Below are 17,059 nucleotides of genomic sequence, written 5' to 3'. Positions count from 1 at the left end.
CCGCCGACCGGCTCCGGGCGGTACGGCCGGCCTCCGTGCGCTTCACGGCGGATCGGCCGGCCTGCTCGTGGCTCCCGGGGCGGGGCGGGCGCTCCCCGTGGCCCCCTGTGGAGCGTGCGTCAGCCGGCCGAGCAGCTCGGCAGGCCCTCGGTCTTCCCCGCGCGGATCTGCTCCAGTGACTTCTTCGCGTCCTCGATGGTCTTGACCCTCACCAGGGTCAGCCCGTCCGGGGTGTCCTCGGCGGCCGAGGCGCAGTTGTCGTCGGGGGTGAGGAAGTACCGGGCGCCGGCGTCACGGGCGCCCACCAGTTTCATGGTGATGCCGCCGATCGGACCGACCTTGCCGGCGTCGTCGATGGTGCCGGTGCCCGCGATGAACTTCCCACCGGTCAGATCGCCCGGGGTCAGCTTGTCGATGATGCCCAGGGAGAACATCAGCCCGGCGCTCGGCCCGCCGACGTCCGCGAGCTTGATGTCGATCTCGAACGGGAACGTGTGGTCCGTCCCGGCCCTGATCCCGACGATCGCCCGGCCCTTCTTCGCGCCCGCCCCACCGCCGTCCCCGGTGTCGGATGCCTCCTCGGTGGTGATGGTGACCTTTTCGCCGCCCTCCGGGGCCCGGCCGGCCTTCTCCGCAGCGGCTGCGTCCTCGGCCGGGACGACGGTGAACGTGACGTCCTCGCCGGGCCGGTGCTCCGTGACGAGGTCCGCGACGTCCGCGGGTTTCCTGACCGCCGTGCCGTCGACGGCCTTGATCACATCCCCCGCGTGGAGTTTGCCCTCGGAGGGACTGCCCTTGACGACCGAGGAGACGATGACCTGGGTGGACACCGGAATGTCCAGCTCCCGCAGGGCGGCCACCTTGGCGCTCTCCTGTGACTGGCTGAACTCCTCGGCGTTCTCCTGGGTCGACTGCTCCTCGGTCTTGCCGTCCGGGTAGAGGGTGTCGTGCGGCACCACGACACTGTCGTGGGCCAGCCAGCCGTAGACGGCCTCGACGAGGTTCATCCGGTACTCCGCCCCGGTGACCCGGACCGTCGTCATGTTGAGGTGCCCGGACGTGGGGTACGTCTTGCGGCCGGAGACCTGGAGGACGGGCTCACCACGCGCTTCGCCCAGCGTGTTGACGGTCGGTCCCGGAGACATCTCCGCGTACGGCACTTTGATCAGCACGCCTGCGCAGAGCAGCGCGATGAGAACGAGGGTGGAGGCGAGCATCGTCGCGGTGCGGCGTGGCATGGAACGACAGTACGGGAAGGGCCTGTCAGTGCACCGCCGGGGCCGGGCCGTACGAGGAAGGGGAGACCGGCACGCGGCGGAAGGGCCTCACGCGGCGATCGGCGGTCTCAGACGGCCTCGGAACCGGAGTGCGTCTTCTCCATCGCGTCACGGAACCTGGCGTACCCGGCGAGCTCGGTGACATCGCCGGTCGTGCGATTGCGAGCAGCCCAACGCGCCCATATCGCACCGCCGACAGCAGCGAACAGTGGAATCAACAACCAAGCGAGTGCCGCCATCACGACCTCCCTACCCCATGAGCGACCGAGTGACCGATCAGCAGATTAACGATCCGGAAGACCAACGCTCACGGCAGGGGCCCGGTTACGCAAATCGGGGTTGATGCGCCCCGGTCCGGTTTGCGCTCAGCAGGCTCCGACCCACTCCTCCGTACCGTCGGAGAATCGCTGGTGCTTCCAGATCGGGACCTCGTGCTTGAGGTCGTCGATGAGCCTGCGGCACGCCTCGAACGCCTCGGCGCGGTGCGGGCAGGAGACGGCGACGACCACGGCCAGATCGCCCACCTCCAGATCACCCACTCGGTGGACGGCCGCCAGGGCCCGGACCGGGAAGTCGGCGGCGACCTTCTCCGCCACCCGGCGCAGCTCCTCCTCGGCGGAGGGGTGGCACGAATAGCCCAGCGCGCCGACGTCCTGCCCCCCGTCGTGATTGCGCACGGCGCCGACGAAGAGCGCGATGCCGCCCGCCGCGTCGTCTCCGACGGCCCGGAAGATCTCGTCGACGGACAGCGGTGTCTCCCGGATCGCCAGCAGCCGGATGGGGTCCGAAGCCGCCTGCTCGCCGGGGTGGTCCTGGGTGCGTGCCATGCCTCCATCGTGCCGTACGGCGCCGACATCCAGGAATGGCCTGATCGACCGGCGTCCGGGCGACCGGGTTGGAGCCTCCTACAGAGGGCGCCGTCAGATGCGGCGGCGGGCCTTGCGGGCACGGCGGACCAGAGCGGCGGTGCCGAGCAGGGCGACCGTGGCGCCGGCGGCGCCGGCCGCTGTGGCGTCCTTGCGGCCGAGGCGGCGTCCGGCGAGGGTGTGGCGGCCCTCGACCTCTTCCAGGAGGGAGCCGAGGACTTCCTCGTTGGTCCACTTCGGCCGCCACCCCGCGTCGTGCAGCCGGCTCACGCTGACCACCCAGGGATGCATCGTGTACGCGAGGTCGCCGGCCGGGGAGGGGGTGAGGCCGATCCGGTGCAGCCGGGCGGCGGCCCCGAGCGCCACGGCGGACGGCAGCTCCATCCGGCGTACGCCGCTGAGCTCCTCGACCTCCTCCTGCTCCAGCCAGCCGTCGCAGCCGACCGCGAACTCGCCGTCGATCTTCTCCAGAGCGGCGTACTCCAGGGCCGTCACGAGGTCGTCGACGTGGCAGAACTGCCAGGTGGGGCGCGAGCCGGCGACGACGAGGAGGCGCGGGGACTCGAAGTAGCGGGTCAGGGCGGTGTCGGTGCCGCCGACCAGGACGGTGGGACGCACGACGGTGACGTCGAGCCCCGGATGGGCGCGCGGGGCCCGCCGTCCCAGCCGTTCGATCTCCAGGAGGTCGCCGACTCCGGTGGCCTCCGCGGTGGCACGCAGTTCGGCGTCCTCGGAGAGCGGCACGTCGTTGTCGGGGTGCGCCCCGTAGACCATCGCCGAGGTGCACAGCACGACGCGGTGGACGCCGACGGCCGCGGCCGCGGTGAGGACGGTCTGGGTGCCCCGCACGTTGTACGCGGTGCGGGCGGCCGGGTCGGTCTCCAGGTCGAGATCGAGCGCCAGGTGCACGACGACGTCCGCGCCACGCAGTTTCTCGGCGATCGCGGGGTCCCGGACGTCCAGGATGTGCCAGGTCGCCTCGGAGACCTCGCCGCGGCGTTCGTCGATGGCGATGACCTGCTTGATCGCGTCGGAAGCGGCGAGGTGGGCGGTCAGCAGCTCACCGATGCCGCTCGCGGCGCCGGTGACCGCGACGACGGGGCCCCGGTTACGGGAGCGTTTCTTTTCGGGTGTGTTCTCGGGCGAGGTGGCGGTCAGGTTTCGCGCTGCGCGAACCTGTGGATCTGGGGAACTCACCGGGCGTCTCCAGCGGTTGTCTTCAGTACGTACCCGAATGACGCGTACGTACCAGGTGGCGTCCATCCTGCCGCAGGCCGGGAGCCGGCGGAGCACTGAGGCCCGATGCGGGCGTGGTGTCTACGCTGGATGGTGATGTCGGGCAGTCGCCGTCGGTTCGAGCCGGCGGCCCTACGAGCCGAGGAAACCCGTGAGTGACACCCCATTCGGATTCGGCCTTCCGCCGGAGGAGCCGGAGAACGGCGACGAGGGCAAGAAGAAGGACCCCACCGAAGGTGGGCAGAGCGCGGGCGGGATGGGAAACCCGTTCGGCTTCGGACCGGGGGCGGGCGGTGACAACCCGTTCGCCGCGATGTTCGGTTCGATGAACCCGAACGACCTCGGCGCGGCCTTCCAGCAGCTCGGCCAGATGCTGAGCTACGAGGGCGGTCCCGTGAACTGGGACATGGCCAAGCAGATCGCCCGCCAGACGGTCTCGCAGGGCACACCGGACGGAACCAAGGACGCGAGCGTCGGCCCCGCCGAGCGCTCGGCGGTCGACGAGGCACTGCGGCTGGCCGACCTGTGGCTGGACGGCGTGACGTCGCTGCCCTCCGGCTCGGTCTCCACCGTGGCGTGGAGCCGGGCGGAGTGGGTCGAGGCCTCGCTGCCGGCCTGGCAGCAGCTGGTCGACCCGGTGGCCGAGCGGGTGGGCCTGGCCATGGGCGACGTGCTGCCCGAGGAGATGCAGGCCATGGCGGGCCCGCTGATCGGCATGATGCGGTCGATGGGCGGTGCCATGTTCGGCCAGCAGATCGGGCAGGCCGTGGGCGTCCTGGCCGGTGAGGTGGTGGGTTCCACCGACATCGGGCTGCCGCTGGGCCCGGCGGGCAAGGCGGCGCTGCTCCCGTTGAACGTGGCGCAGCTCGGCAAGGACCTGGGCGTCCCGCAGGACGAGGTCCGGCTGTATCTGGCCCTGCGCGAGGCCGCTCACCAGCGGCTCTTCGCCCATGTGCCGTGGCTGCGCTCCCACCTGTTCGGCGCCGTCGAGGCGTATGCGCGCGGCATCAAGGTCGACACCAGCAAGCTGGAGGACGTCGTCGGCCAGTTCGACCCCTCGCAGCCGGAGCAGCTGCAGGACGCCCTTCAGCAGGGCATGTTCCAGCCCGAGGACACGCCGGAGCAGAAGGCGTCCCTGGCCCGGCTGGAGACGGCTCTGGCCCTGGTGGAGGGCTGGGTGGACGCGGTGGTCCACGAGGCCGCGAAGTCCCGGCTGACCTCGGCCGACGCGTTGCGCGAGACGATGCGCAGGCGTCGGGCCTCAGGCGGCCCGGCCGAGCAGACCTTCGCCACCCTGATCGGTCTGCAGTTGCGCCCGCGGCGGCTGCGTGACGCCTCCCGCCTGTGGGCCTCCCTCACCGACGCCCGCGGCCTTGAGGGCCGCGACGCGCTGTGGGAGCACCCGGACATGCTCCCCACGGCCTATGACCTGGACGACCCGGACGGCTTCGTGCACCACGAGCAGGCCGACTTCTCCGAGCTGGACAAGATGCTCGGCGAGGCGGCGAAGGGACGAGGCGGGCCCGCTGCGGCAGCGCGGGACACCGCCGCGGAGGACGCGTCGAAGACCGACGCCGCCGAGGACGAGGGCGACGGCGAGGGCGGGGAGAACGGCACGGGCGGCGCCGACCGGTGAGCCTCCGCGACGACGCCGTCCTCGTGCTGAGGGATTATGCCCCCGAGGGCGAGGACGGTGGTGGCCAGGCGGAGCTGCGTCGGGCCTATCTGGATCATCTGGCGCGCCACGAAGAGGGCGTCTGGAAGGCCTGCGAGGCCGGCCATGTGACGGCCAGCGCCCTGGTCGTCGATCCCGGGCGCGGCCGCGTCCTGCTGACCCTGCACAGGAAGCTGCGCATGTGGTTGCAGATGGGCGGCCACTGCGAGCCGCGGGACGCCACCCTGGAGGCGGCGGCGCTCCGCGAGGCGACGGAGGAGTCCGGCGTCACCGGACTCACCTTGCTGCCGGGCGGCCCGGTCCGGCTGGACCGGCATCCCATCCCGCCGCCCTGCAACACACACCTCGATGTGCAGTACGCCGCGCTGGCTCCTACCGGCGCGGCGGAGCGGATCAGCGAGGAGTCCCTTGAGCTGCGCTGGTTCGCCTACGACGAGGTGGCCGCGGTGGCCGACGCGTCCGTCGCTCGGCTCCTGGAGGCGACCCGCGCCCGGCTGGGGCGGACGGGCCGGTAGCCGGCGGGGCCGTGGGTTGGGGGGGGCGGCCTCTGTGAAGGCCGCCCCTCACCGCTGGGCTCGGCGGAGGAGGGTCAGTTCCAGGCGTTGTTCTGGTTCTGGCCGTGGGCCCCCTGCCGGCCCACACCGAACTGGGCGCCGGCGCCCTGGCCGATCTGGGCGTGCTGCGGGGGCATGACCTCGCTCGGCTGGACGAGGGCGAAACCCTGGCCGAGGAAGCTGAGCTCCCAGCCCTCACCGGTGTTTCCGCGACGCCTGAGGACGCCCGTGGAGTGCGTCTGGGCCTGCATCTGGACACGCAGGGAGCTGGACCAGGCGACGATCGCGTCGGAGTCGACGTTGACGTACTTCTCGGGCGTGACGTGCATCATCAGGGGCTGGCCCGAGGTCATGAGGGCGACTTTGCCCGAGCCCGAGACGTTGAGCTGGTACTTGCCGCTGCCGGAGATCCCGTACTGGCTGTCCACCGCGATGACCTCGGTGTGCAGCGAGGAGTCGAGTGCCAGGACGTAGGAGCTGTCCACGGTCATCCCCTCCCGGTCGACGTCCACGACGTGGATGTGCTGGGCGAGGTTGGCGAGGTAGACCGTGCCCTGTCCGGAGACGCGCATCAGGTCGAGGCCTTCGCCGGTCTGCGCGCGGGCGCGGCGCTGCCCCCGCGACTGGTACTCGCCGTCGAAGTCCATCAGTCCCTGGTAGGCGACCATGGCCCCCTTGCGCGCGAGGAGGTCGTCCTGGCCGGTCAGGGCCACCCGCAGAAGCTGCGGGTTCTGCATCGCGTAGCGGTCTTGGGTCTGCTGCTCGGTATGACGGAAAAGCGGACTCTGCATGCTGTGTTCTTCCTCCCCCTCAGTTCCGGATTCGCAGGCGGTCCGTACTGTCCTCGCTCGGCTGGACGACGACGATGCCCTGGCCGGAGAAGGCCATCTGGTACGCCTCGCCGCTGCCGCGGCCGATCAGTGCGCCGGCCTTGAAGCTGCGCTTGCCCTTCAACTTGAGGTTCGGGGACCAGGCGACCAGTGCGTCCGGGTCGACGTACGTCTCGTCCTCGCCGCGTCCGCAGTCCACGACGACGGGGGTGCCGCGGGAGGTGATGGCGACCCAGCCGGTGCCCTGGACGACGACGTTCCACAACCCCTGTCCGGCGAACTTGGCGAGTCCCTTGACCTTCTCGACGCCCCATGTGAGGTGGGCGTCGAAGGCGAGGAGGTTGGTGCCGTTGACGGAGAGAGAGTCGTTGTCGAGATTGATGACGACCACGTCGGCGCCGTAGTCGGCGAGGTAGAGGAGGCCGTCCCCGGAGCACTTCATGACAGGGGCGCCCTCGCCGGAGATCCACTGGGAGGCGATCTGCCGGACGGCCGGCGGGTTGGGCTCGTACTGGATGAAGCCCTCGTACGCCACCATCGAACCGGTGCGCGCGTAGAGGTCCTGCCCTGAGGCCATGGCGACCTTGAGCATGGTCTTGCCGTGGTTCTCCATGCGGGCCGAGACGGGGGTCGGGACGAAGCCCGCGAGTTGCTGGTTCATGACGGGCTCCCTCAGACCTCGTAGGGCTGGACGACGATGAAGTTCCCGGGGGCTCCCCGGAACTGGAGGTTCACGGTCTCTCCGCTGTGCCCCGGGTACGCGTTGCGGCGCAGCCGGACCTGGCTGGAGACGATCACCTGCGAGGCGGCCGACCAGGCGACGACGGCGTTGCAGTCGGCGAACGTGGTGGGCGTGACCGGCAGGACGACCGGAGTGCCGTGGGTCTTGATGATCACGGTGCCGGAGCCCTGGAACTGCATGGTGAACAGCGCGCCGCCGGGGATGCCGTGCCCCTCGATCCGGCGGACCTCGTAGTGGAGGGACTCGTCGAAGGCGAGGACGCTCTCGGCGGAGACGCAGACGGCATCGCCCTGCAGCTCGATCGGGTGCAGATGCGAGCCCTCTTCGGCGAGAAAGACCTGGCCGCGGCCGGTGCAGCGCATCAGCTGCATCTCCTGGCCGGTGGCGTTGCCGACGACGCGCCCGACGAACCCGGCGCTCTTGTAGCCGAAGTCCACCTTGCCCTGGTACATCACCATACTGCCCTGGCGGGCCAGCACGCCGGAGCCGCCCATGGTCAGGTCGACCCGCATGAGCTGCTGATTCTGCGGGGTCCAGCGCTGTCCGGTCGGGGTCTCCTTGTACAGCTGCAGAGCCGCCTGGAGTCCCGCACCGGCGGGCGGCACACCTTGGGGCACGCCGCCGGGGGGCTGCTGCCCGAACGGCACGGCAGCGGGTTGGCCGTACGGGGCTGGAGCCTGCTGGCCGAAAGGCGCCGTGGGGGCCGCCCCCTGACCGGGCACCTGGCCGAACTGCTGCGGCTGCTGACCGTACGGGGGCGGGCTCGGCGTCTGCGGTGCCAGAGGGGCCTGCGGGGCCAGAGGGGCCGCGATCGTCGGTGCCGCGTGCGTCGGTTGCGGGGGCGCGGGGGCGGGTGCGGCCGCGGGCGGCGCGCCGAAGGCCGGCGCGGGCTGCGGGGCGGGGGGTGCTCCGAAGGCCGGGGGCGTCGCGGCTTGGGCCGGTGGGGCGAACCCCGGGGCGGCGGCGGGCGGTGCGGGCGGCGCCTCCTCCTCGGCGACCTCGCCGCCGAAGTTCTTCAGCAGCGCGTCGAGTCCGCCGTCGAAGCCCTGCCCGACGGCGGCGAAACGCCAGACGTCCTTGAGATAGAAGTCGCCGAGCATTACCGCGCGCTCGGTGGTGAACTCCGCCCCGGTGAAGGAGTACCGGACCACTTCCTCGCCGCCCGCGACGATCCGGATGTATCCCGGCCCGATCTGCGACATCTGCCCGGCCCCGTCGAGGGTCGCGGTGAAGGAGAGCTTCTGGATGGCGGCCGGAATGCGGTCGAGCGTGACGCGGAAGGACTCGGTGTCACCGGCCTGGGCACCGAGAAGCTGGATGGACTCCTCGGGCGATTTCGGCTGATTGAAGAAGATGAAATACCGGTCGTCCGAGAGCTGTTCGTCGGCGTCGAGGCCGAAGCAACTGATATCGAAGGTCAGCCCCGGGGCGGCGATCTGTACGCCTACGTACAGATCCGTCCCCGCAGTGAGATCGCTGATCTTGGCCTTGTGGCCGCGTTGGAATTCCCTGGCCATGCGTAACGACCGTCCCCCATCCCGAAGGTGAATGCGTCGCGTCAGGCTAGCCGCAATCGACGACATCCGGCCAAGTCGGTACACACCCGGTACAGAACCCGGGCTGGCCCGTGTCCGGCACACCGTCGCCGAACGCGACGCCGCGGATCACCGAACGTCCGAGGCGAGGACTCTGGTGTTTCACTCCTCGCCGTCGGCGGACGGGCGTGGCAGTCGCTCGGCGGCCGCCACCCCCTCGAGGTAGCCGCGAGCCCGCTCGGTGCGGGGATACGCCTCCAGCAGACGCCAGAACTTCGGGCCGTGGCCGGAGACGAGCAGGTGCGCGAGCTCGTGAAGAAGGACGTAGTCGACGACGTACTCGGGCATGCCCTGCAACCGGTGCGAGAGTCTGATGCTGCCTTCCGCGGAGGTACACGAGCCCCAGCGGGTGTTCTGGTTGGTCACCCAGCGCACCGAAACGGGCCGCGCCCGGCCCTCGAAGTACTGGGCGGACAGTCGCAGCGCGCGCTCCTCCAACTCCGTGTCGCCGAGGACGCGCTTCTTGTCCTGTACGGCGAGCTTGTCGAGCATCACGCCCACCCACCGGCGCTCCTCCGCTTCGGACAACCGGGCGGGGATGAGCACGATCGTGCGGTCGCCCTCCCGGTACGCGGAGACCGTCCTTCTGCGTCGCGTGCTCCTGCGGACCTCGACCGCGCTGGACGCCGCGGCGCGGGCCGTGTGGGCTGCCGCGCCGCGCTGAGGGTCACCGGTTCCGTGCGCGGGGGCGTCCCCGGCGGAGCCGGACGACGGGTCGACGGGCACGCCACGACGTTACCCGCCGACCGCGCGGACGTCCCGCCCGGGGGCGGTTGGGCTGCGCTCGGACCCAGGCCCCGCACGATGAGATGACTGATGGCCCAGCCTGTGGACAACTCGACGCACGTTTCCCCGCCGACCCGCATTCTGGCAGAGGTCCGCGGGGACGGTTGCGCGGATCGCCGGTCCGCGCAGCCGTCTGCGCGGACCGTGCGCGGTGGCCGGGGCCCTCCCGCTTCCGTGATCGCGACACCACTCGGGGGAGACGACATGTATCCGATGCTGAAGCCCGCACTGCACCGCGCCTGGCGCGGACGGAACACCGTGCAATTCGGTGTCACGCCCGCGCACGCGGTGAGGCTCGGCCCGGTGGACATCGCCACCGGAAGTTTCCTGGAACTGCTCGACGGCACCCGTGGTCTGCCGCTCCTGTACGAGGAGGCGCGGGGGCTGGGTCTCTCGGATCACCATGTCGACGTGCTGCTGGAGCGGCTGGTGGGGGCCGGGCTCCTCGACGATCCGAGATCGGCCGGGCCGCACGCCGAGGCGCTGCGCCATCGGGCCGAGGTGATGGACCGCCAGCGCCCCGATGTGGCCTCGCTCTCCGTCGCCCATCCCGAGCCGGGCGGAGGACTGCGCCGGATGGCGGCCCGGCAGTCGATGCGCGTCCAGGTGCGGGGCGCGGGGCGGCTCGGCGCTTCGATCGCCTCGGTGCTCTCCGGCGCGGGAGTGGGTCATGTCGACGTGCTGGACGGGGGCCGGGCCGAGCCCTGGGACGTGGCGCCCGCCGGGCTCCCCTCCGCTTCCGTGGGAGAACGACGCGACGTGGCCGCCCGCCGGCTCGTCCGCCGGTCGGCCCCCGGTCCCGCTCCCCGGTCAGCGGCGGCGGGGCGGGTGGGACGGGTGCCGGCAGGGGTGGGGCGGGCCGCGACGGGTGGTGCGGAATCGGCCCGGGCGAGGGCGGCCGGCCCGCCTGAGGGCTCCGCACAGCCCGGCCTCTCCCTGATCGTCGTCGCACCGCGGGAGGGCCTCAGCGGGTATGCGCCCGTCCCGGACACGGCGAGCCCGTGGATGGCTTCCGGCACTCCTCACCTCTATACAGGGGTGGTCGAGGCCACGGGTGTGGTCGGACCGCTCGTCCTGCCCGGAGGCACCGGCTGCGCGGGATGCCTGGAGCTTCATCGCGCGGAGCGGGACCCGCAGTGGCCCCGCATGCTGGCGCAGTGGCGATCCGGACGACGAGGGGCGGTGCCCGCCTGCGACCTGGGGCTCGCCACAGCGGTCGCCGGCCTCGCCGCGGCCCACGCTCTGGCCTTTCTCGACGGTGAGCTGCCCGCCAGTACCGGCACCCGGTGGGAGACTGCTCTGCCCCTGCTGGACTGGCGTTCCGAGCGGGTCGGCCCGCACGCGGACTGCGTCTGCGGCGCGGCAGAGGGCGTTAAAGGGGAAGGGGCCTCTGCGGCCGTTCAGGCGCAGGACACAATGGTCGGGTGACCGCCGTCGACGGTGTGATGCCGGAGGCTGGAGCGGCACGGCAGTCTGGGAACTGGAGGGGCACATGTCTGATCTTCCCCGGAAGGCGGTTACGCGTACGGCCAAACTGGCCGCGCTCCCGCTCGGCTTCGCAGGCCGTGCCACGTGGGGCTTGGGCAAACGCATCGGCGGGAAGCCCGCCGAGCTGGTCGCCCGTGAGATGCAGCAGCGCACGGCGGATCAGTTGTTCAAGACCCTGGGCGAGCTGAAGGGCGGGGCCATGAAGCTGGGCCAGGCCCTCTCCGTCTTCGAGTCGGCACTGCCCGAGGAAGTCGCCGGGCCCTACCGGGCGGCGTTGACGAAGCTGCAGGAGGCCGCGCCGCCCCTGCCCGCCCGCACGGTGCACAGTGTCCTCGCCGAACGGATCGGAGAGGACTGGCGGGATTACTTCCAGGAATTCGAGGACACACCTGCGGCCGCCGCCTCGATCGGGCAGGTGCACCGAGCGGTGTGGCACGACGGCCGCAAGGTGGCCGTGAAGGTTCAGTACCCCGGCGCGGGCGCGGCGCTGCTCTCCGACCTCGCCCAGCTCAGCCGCTTCGCCCGGCTCCTCGGCCCGCTCGTCCCGGGCATGGACGTCAAGCCGCTCATCAAGGAGCTGCGCGACCGGGTGACGGAGGAGCTGGACTACGAACTGGAGGCCCAGGCACAGCGGCACCACGCTGTGGAGTTCGCGGACGATCCTGACGTGGTGATCCCTCACGTCGTGCACCAGTCCGAGCAGGTGCTGGTGACGGAGTGGATCGACGGCATACCGCTGGCCGAGATCATCGCGGACGGGACGACGGAGCAACGGGACCGCGCGGGTCAGTTGCTGGCGCGCTTCCTCTTCTCCGGGCCGGCCCGCACCGGTCTGCTCCATGCCGACCCGCACCCGGGCAACTTCCGGCTGCTGCCGCCGGCGGCCCGCACGACCGCCGACGCGAGCGGCGCGGAGGCGGGAAGCGCGGAGGACGCCGAGGGCGCGGAGGACGGCTCCACCGGATCGTGGCGCCTGGGGGTGATGGACTTCGGCACGGTCGACCGGCTGCCGGGCGGGCTGCCGCAGACCATCGGCGACTCCCTGCGGCTGACGCTGGAGGGCGATGGCGCGACGGTGTACCGGCTGCTGCGCGAGGAGGGCTTCGTGAAGGAGTCCATCGAGCTGGACCCGGACGAGGTTCTCGACTATCTGCTGCCGATCATCGCCCCGGCCCAGGCGGAGGAGTTCACCTTCACCCGCAGTTGGCTCCGTGAACAGGCGGCACGGATAGCCGATCCGCGCTCCCCGGCCCACCAGCTCGGTCGACAGCTGAACCTGCCTCCGTCATACGTCCTGATACACCGGGTGACCCTCAGCACGATCGGGGTGCTGTGCCAACTGGGTGCGACGGTTCGCCTGCGGGACGAGCTGGCGGCCTGGCTCCCCGGTTTCCTTCCGGAAGACGCCGAGGACGCGGTGCCCACCGACTGAGTCGAGGCGGGCACAAAGGACGAGGAGCAGGAAGGCTGCGGCTACGCCGGGAAGGAGGTCGGGACGTCAGCGAGCCGCGAGCCAATCCGCGACCCCGACCGGGGCAGGGCGCTCCGATCAGCTGGAGCGGCGAGCCAGGCGAGGGGCCAGAGCCGGAGCGGGCACAGCCGCAGCGGCCGGAGCAGCCGAGCGCCTGGAGTGAAGGGGTGAAGCCGTCGGGCGTCAGCCCATGTCTCGATCACCGCGAGGTCTTGGACAAGGAGGTCGGGCAGTGGAGTCCGAGGCCGCGAGGGGCCGGCACGTTCGTGGGCCGGGGCCCAAGCCCGGCGGGGCCCAAGCCCGGCGGGCGCGGGCAGTGGGGCGAGGCGCGGGGCCAGGTGGTGGTCACCACCAGAGAGAGTCGAGCCGGCTTTCGATCGCGCGGATGTGGAGGCGGGCGCAGGTGTCGCAGAAGTAGAGACGGCTTCCGTCCTCCACGGAGCAGAGCCACGTCACAGGGGCCGTGTCGCCTTCGGCGGCGGTCTCGCAGCGAGCGCACACCACACGTCCGCAGGGGAATCGTTCGGGGCGTCGGGTCTCCTCGTCCACCCCTCGACGATAGCCCGGCGGCCGGTGGGACGACGGCCGGTGGGACGACGGTACAACGCGTCGCGGGGCCGTCCGTGACCGGAAGGGCCCCGCGACGGGGCGGGCGCTGACCGGGGCCGGACCGTGGCCCGCCCTGTCCCGCGCCAGGCACCGGCACCGGCGCCAGCCCCGGTACCGGTGCCTGGGCCGGTACAGAGCCGCGGCCGCGGCCGGAGCCTGGGCTTGAGCCTGGGCCGGAGCGGGCCCCGCGCACCGGTACCAGCCCCGGCACCGGTAGCACTGCCGGGGCCTGGGCCGGGGTCGGCGCCGGTGTTCAGCCGTGGAGACCCAGAGAGGTTCCTCCCGGTCGGCGGCCATTGGCGTCAGTGCATGACCGCCATCGCCAGCGCCCGTCGGGCGCGCAGGGAGGCGCGCTCCGCTCGGCGCTGCATCCGGCGGGCGCTGATCAGACGCACGGACTGACGGTCGGCCTGGGCCTCCCGCAGGCGGTCGTGCATATGCGCACGCGCCAGGGCTTCTGGGATGAGTTGCATCTCGCGGGTCCTGTTCTGACGCGAGTCGTTCGCGCCGGTGATGGTGACGTCGGGGGTGGCGGAGCCGACGGGCTCCTTCGTGGGGGTGGTCATCGGTGCCTGATTCCGGGGGTCATGGGTGTGGGGACGGTCGATGGTTCCCAGGCGCTTCCTGCGTGTGGGGGCGGGGGTCCCGCAGGTGGCGGTCACGCTGCGACCGGGTTCTTGCGCGGACGGCCCCGCGGACGCTTGCGGGCCACGACGACGCCCTGGACGAAGAGCTCACCGCCCCAGACGCCCCACGGCTCACGCCGGTCCTTGGCGCCGGCGAGGCAGGCCTCGACGAGCGGGCAGGTACGGCAGAGGGACTTGGCGTACTCGACATCGGCCGGCGACTCGGCGAAGAAGACCTCAGGGTCGTAGGAGCGGCAGGGGACGGGCACGCCGAGGTTCTCGATGGCGTCGTCGAGTGCGGTGAGCGTGGTGAGCGGGGTCAAGGTGGGGTCCTCCGTGGAACCGGGCGGCGAGATCGAGTCGGAAAGCGGTACTGACGGGGCGTGCGTTTCGATGTGCACGGTGGGTGGTGTCCTCGTCTGGTCGTGCCGGCCTGTTGGCCGGTTGGCGGCTGTTGGTACCAGGTCCTGCTAGTCCCGAGGCTCCTTCGTTCCGTCTCGTCCGTTCGGACAAAACAAAAGGGCCGCGGAACCCGAGTGGGGTTCCGCGGCCCTGAAGGAGCCGACCTGATGCTGGATCAGGCTGGATCGCTCCAGGGTTCAGGCCCACGGAAGGCCCACATCGTGTGGTGGTGCTGCGTCTGCTTCTCGACTCCGGCGCCGACTGCCGTAAAGGCATAGGCCTCGGCCTGTGCTGCCTTCACTACTGCTGCCGCCGACGCCTCGATCGGTCGCTCGTTACGCTCCCGGACCACGGGGAGGCTCGCGGGGGACAGCGGACGCGCGGCGGAGACGCCGGACAGACCGGTGGCGCAGAGCGAGGCAGCCGAGGAACGGGCGAGGCCGAGCGAGCAGGCGGAGACGACCGAGAGATCGGTCATTTTCTGGGTCTCGATGATGCTGATCACTTCAATCGCCTCCTCTCGGCGTCTCGGGGGGACCGGCCTTGACCGGTCCTGCGTATTCGGATAAGTACAGCACGGATTCACGGCTTCAGAGAAGTCGCTGTTCCCGTGGTTAAGAACCTATGGTGACGACTGGGGCGGGCGCAAACTATTTTCCCGACGAGTTTTCCTCACTCCTCGCCGCTGCCCGTCAAAGGCTCCTCATCGACCGTCTCACCTGCGCAGATGGCCAGGACATCGGTGCCGAATCGGTTCAGCTTGCGCTTGCCGACCCCAGCGATGACGACCAGTTCGCCCTCGGTGGACGGCGCTGCCTCGGCGATCGCCATGAGTGTCTTCTCGGTGAACACACAGAAGTCGGGCTGCCCCAGCAGGGCCGCCTGGGCAGCACGCCAGTCGAGCAGCCGTCCGTACAGCGCCTCGTCCATGTCGGACGGGCACTCCTCGCACCGCATCAGCTTCATCTCACCGGCGTCCGTGAGCGTCCGGCCGCAGACCCGGCACCGCGCCGGCCCCCGGTGCTTCCGCTCGACCGCCGGGGTTCGGTCGGCGGCCGCGGCGCGGCCGGGGCCCCGATCGATCCCTCCGCTGCCGGCGGCTCCGCTGCGCGGGCCCGCCGCTCCGGAGCCCGGTCGCAGTCCGTTGAGGAAACGGGTCGGACGTCGGCTCGCCCGGCCGCCCGGGGACCGGGACAGGGCCCAGGAGAGCGAGAGGTGGACGCGGGCGCGGGTGATGCCCACGTACATCAGACGTCGCTCCTCCTCGACCTGCTCGTCGGTCTTGGCGTAGGCGATCGGCATCATGCCCTCGTTCAGGCCGACGAGGAACACCGCGTCCCACTCCAGGCCCTTCGCCGAGTGCAGCGAGGCCAGCGTCACCCCCTGGACCGTCGGGGCGTGCTGAGCCGCCGCCCGCTCGTCCAGCTCTCGCACCAGGTCGGACAGGGTCGCACCCGGCTTGGCCGCCTCGAAGTCCTCTGCCAGCCGCACCAGCGCGGCCAGCGACTCCCAGCGGTCGCGCACAGCCCCCGACCCGCTGGGCGGCCGACCGGTCCAGCCCTTGGTGGAGAGCACGGCACGGACCTGGGAGGGCAGCCCCTCGGCCCCGTCGAGCAGGGAGTCGTTGCCTCCGGCGCGGGCCGCGCCGCGCAGGGCGGTGCCCGCCTCACGGACCTCGGCGCGCTCGAAGAACCGCTCCGCCCCGCGCAGCTGGTAGGGCACCCCGGCGTCCGCGAGGGCCTGCTCGTAGACCTCGGACTGGGAGTTGACCCGGTAGAGCACGGCGATCTCGCCGGCCGGCACACCCGCGGCGATCAGATCGCGGACACGCCGGGCGGTGCCCTCGGCCTCTGTGGGCTCGTCGGGATACTCCGCGTAGACGGGCTCGGGGCCCCTCTCGCGCTGCGAGACCAGTTCGAGCCGGTGATCGGCGGCCTTGCCGTGGGCCTGGCTCAGCAGTCCGTTGGCGAGACGGACCACCTGGGGGGTGGAGCGGTAGTCCCGGACCAGCTTGACCACGGTGGCCCCGGGGTGGCGGGTGCGGAAGTTCAGGAGGTGGTCGGGGGTGGCGCCGGTGAAGGAGTAGATGGTCTGGCTGGCGTCCCCGACGACGCAGAGGTTGTCGCGGTCCCCGACCCAGAGGTCGAGCAGCCGCTGCTGGAGGGGGCTGACGTCCTGGTACTCGTCGACGACGAAGTGCTGGTACTGGGTGCGCACGTGGTCGGCGATGTCGTGCCGGTCCTGGAGGATGCCGACGGTGAGCAGCAGCACGTCCTCGAAGTCGATCACCGAACGGTCGCGCTTGAGCTGTTCGTACATCGAGTAGATCTGGGAGAGCTCCGCCGGATCGCGCGGTACGTCCCGCTGGGTCTTGGCGACGGCGGCCGGATAGTCGGCGGGCACGGTCTGGGTGACCTTGGCCCACTCGATCTCGCTGGTGACGTCCCGCAGCTCGTTGCGGTCGAGGCGGAGCTGACAGCGGACGGCCGCCTCGGCGACCAGCTGGACCTTGCGCTCCAGCAGCCGGGGCAGCTCGCCACCGACGGCTTTCGGCCAGAAATACTGAAGCTGGCGGAGCGCGGCTGAGTGGAAGGTCCGCGCCTGCACACCTGTCGCCCCGAGCTGCCGGAGCCGCCCGCGCATCTCCCCGGCCGCCCGGTTGGTGAAGGTGACGGCGAGCACGGTGGCCGGCTGGAGGATTCCGGAACGCACCCCGTAGGCGATGCGATGGGTGATCGCGCGGGTCTTGCCCGTGCCCGCTCCGGCCAGCACGCACACGGGCCCGTGCAGGGCCTGGGCCACCTCGCGCTGCTCGGGGTCGAGCCCGTCGAGCACGGCGTCCGGCGTCTCGGGGACCTGCGGGAAGAGGGTGGAGTGCGTTGCTGCTGTCACCCCGCCATGC

General features: G+C 71.4%; 16 protein-coding genes. 4 read left to right on the top strand and 12 right to left on the bottom strand.

The features are described from left to right. Nucleotides 1–119: 119 nt before the first annotated feature. The 3 genes from V9U70_RS27570 to V9U70_RS27560 form a co-directional block, all read right to left on the bottom strand. Nucleotides 120–1,238: a YlbL family protein gene (locus V9U70_RS27570; RefSeq protein WP_336679621.1), complete on the bottom strand. Its 1,119-nt coding sequence runs from the start codon at nt 1,236–1,238 to the stop codon at nt 120–122. Between the two features lie 404 nt (nt 1,239–1,642). Continuing rightward, nucleotides 1,643–2,104 (bottom strand): molybdenum cofactor biosynthesis protein MoaE, encoded by a 462-nt coding sequence (locus tag V9U70_RS27565; RefSeq protein ID WP_336679619.1) that lies wholly within the window; start codon nt 2,102–2,104, stop codon nt 1,643–1,645. A gap of 93 nt (nt 2,105–2,197) precedes the next feature. Further along, nucleotides 2,198–3,340 (bottom strand): SDR family oxidoreductase, encoded by a 1,143-nt coding sequence (locus V9U70_RS27560; RefSeq protein ID WP_336679617.1) that lies wholly within the window; start codon nt 3,338–3,340, stop codon nt 2,198–2,200. 190 nt (nt 3,341–3,530) lie between these two features. Here V9U70_RS27560 and V9U70_RS27555 point away from each other — a divergent pair, with 190 nt between their 5' ends. Beyond that, the gene (locus tag V9U70_RS27555; RefSeq protein WP_336679614.1) at nt 3,531–5,015 is read left to right on the top strand and encodes a zinc-dependent metalloprotease; all 1,485 of its coding nucleotides are present in this window, start codon (nt 3,531–3,533) and stop codon (nt 5,013–5,015) included. Then, nucleotides 5,012–5,569 (top strand): NUDIX hydrolase, encoded by a 558-nt coding sequence (locus tag V9U70_RS27550; protein WP_336679612.1) that lies wholly within the window; start codon nt 5,012–5,014, stop codon nt 5,567–5,569. Before V9U70_RS27555 ends, V9U70_RS27550 begins: the two co-directional genes overlap by 4 nt. 74 nt (nt 5,570–5,643) lie before the next feature. On the opposite strand, the gene V9U70_RS27545 is transcribed toward V9U70_RS27550, so the two are convergent. From V9U70_RS27545 to V9U70_RS27530, 4 genes are all read right to left on the bottom strand, one after another. After that, nucleotides 5,644–6,399 carry an AIM24 family protein gene (locus V9U70_RS27545; protein ID WP_336679610.1) on the bottom strand — a complete coding sequence of 252 codons (756 nt, stop codon included), beginning with the start codon at nt 6,397–6,399 and terminating at the stop codon, nt 5,644–5,646. Between the two features lie 19 nt (nt 6,400–6,418). Then, nucleotides 6,419–7,099: an AIM24 family protein gene (locus V9U70_RS27540; RefSeq protein WP_336679608.1), complete on the bottom strand. Its 681-nt coding sequence runs from the start codon at nt 7,097–7,099 to the stop codon at nt 6,419–6,421. An 11-nt stretch (nt 7,100–7,110) separates the two neighbouring features. Next, complete coding sequence (locus V9U70_RS27535) at nt 7,111–8,697, bottom strand: TerD family protein (protein ID WP_336679606.1); 1,587 nt, start codon at nt 8,695–8,697, stop codon at nt 7,111–7,113. Between the two features lie 180 nt (nt 8,698–8,877). Then, the gene (locus V9U70_RS27530; RefSeq protein WP_336679603.1) at nt 8,878–9,501 is read right to left on the bottom strand and encodes a M48 metallopeptidase family protein; all 624 of its coding nucleotides are present in this window, start codon (nt 9,499–9,501) and stop codon (nt 8,878–8,880) included. Nucleotides 9,502–9,765: 264 nt separating this feature from the next. Here V9U70_RS27530 and V9U70_RS27525 point away from each other — a divergent pair, with 264 nt between their 5' ends. Then, nucleotides 9,766–10,989, top strand: a complete 1,224-nt coding sequence (locus V9U70_RS27525) for a ThiF family adenylyltransferase (protein ID WP_336679601.1) — start codon at nt 9,766–9,768, stop codon at nt 10,987–10,989. A gap of 64 nt (nt 10,990–11,053) precedes the next feature. After that, nucleotides 11,054–12,481, top strand: a complete 1,428-nt coding sequence (locus V9U70_RS27520; RefSeq protein WP_336679599.1) for an ABC1 kinase family protein — start codon at nt 11,054–11,056, stop codon at nt 12,479–12,481. A 384-nt stretch (nt 12,482–12,865) separates the two neighbouring features. Here V9U70_RS27520 and V9U70_RS27515 read toward each other — a convergent pair whose 3' ends face one another. The 5 genes from V9U70_RS27515 to V9U70_RS27495 form a co-directional block, all read right to left on the bottom strand. Continuing rightward, on the bottom strand, nt 12,866–13,069 hold the full coding sequence (locus tag V9U70_RS27515) for a hypothetical protein (RefSeq protein WP_336679598.1): 204 nt from the start codon (nt 13,067–13,069) through the stop codon (nt 12,866–12,868). Nucleotides 13,070–13,431: 362 nt separating this feature from the next. Continuing rightward, nucleotides 13,432–13,791 carry a hypothetical protein gene (locus V9U70_RS27510; protein ID WP_336679596.1) on the bottom strand — a complete coding sequence of 120 codons (360 nt, stop codon included), beginning with the start codon at nt 13,789–13,791 and terminating at the stop codon, nt 13,432–13,434. Beyond that, nucleotides 13,788–14,156: a WhiB family transcriptional regulator gene (locus V9U70_RS27505; RefSeq protein WP_336679595.1), complete on the bottom strand. Its 369-nt coding sequence runs from the start codon at nt 14,154–14,156 to the stop codon at nt 13,788–13,790. The genes V9U70_RS27510 and V9U70_RS27505 overlap by 4 nt, the downstream gene beginning before the upstream one ends. Nucleotides 14,157–14,332: 176 nt before the next feature. Further along, nucleotides 14,333–14,662, bottom strand: a complete 330-nt coding sequence (locus V9U70_RS27500) for a hypothetical protein (protein WP_336679593.1) — start codon at nt 14,660–14,662, stop codon at nt 14,333–14,335. Between the two features lie 167 nt (nt 14,663–14,829). Next, on the bottom strand, nt 14,830–17,049 hold the full coding sequence (locus tag V9U70_RS27495) for an ATP-dependent DNA helicase UvrD2 (protein WP_336679591.1): 2,220 nt from the start codon (nt 17,047–17,049) through the stop codon (nt 14,830–14,832). Nucleotides 17,050–17,059: the final 10 nt, after the last annotated feature.

Source organism: Streptomyces pratensis, assembly GCF_037137275.1.
GTDB lineage: Bacteria > Actinomycetota > Actinomycetes > Streptomycetales > Streptomycetaceae > Streptomyces > Streptomyces pratensis_B.
Note: the sequence above shows the minus strand (reverse complement) of the source record. Positions and strands in the feature narration are given on the sequence as shown.

Coding starts and splice junctions, on each gene's coding strand:
- V9U70_RS27570 (WP_336679621.1), bottom strand. CDS start 1,238: ATGCCACGCCGCACCGCGACGATGCTCGCCTCCACCCTCGTTCTCATC.
- V9U70_RS27565 (WP_336679619.1), bottom strand. CDS start 2,104: ATGGCACGCACCCAGGACCACCCCGGCGAGCAGGCGGCTTCGGACCCC.
- V9U70_RS27545 (WP_336679610.1), bottom strand. CDS start 6,399: ATGCAGAGTCCGCTTTTCCGTCATACCGAGCAGCAGACCCAAGACCGC.
- V9U70_RS27540 (WP_336679608.1), bottom strand. CDS start 7,099: ATGAACCAGCAACTCGCGGGCTTCGTCCCGACCCCCGTCTCGGCCCGC.
- V9U70_RS27535 (WP_336679606.1), bottom strand. CDS start 8,697: ATGGCCAGGGAATTCCAACGCGGCCACAAGGCCAAGATCAGCGATCTC.
- V9U70_RS27525 (WP_336679601.1), top strand. CDS start 9,766: ATGTATCCGATGCTGAAGCCCGCACTGCACCGCGCCTGGCGCGGACGG.
- V9U70_RS27520 (WP_336679599.1), top strand. CDS start 11,054: ATGTCTGATCTTCCCCGGAAGGCGGTTACGCGTACGGCCAAACTGGCC.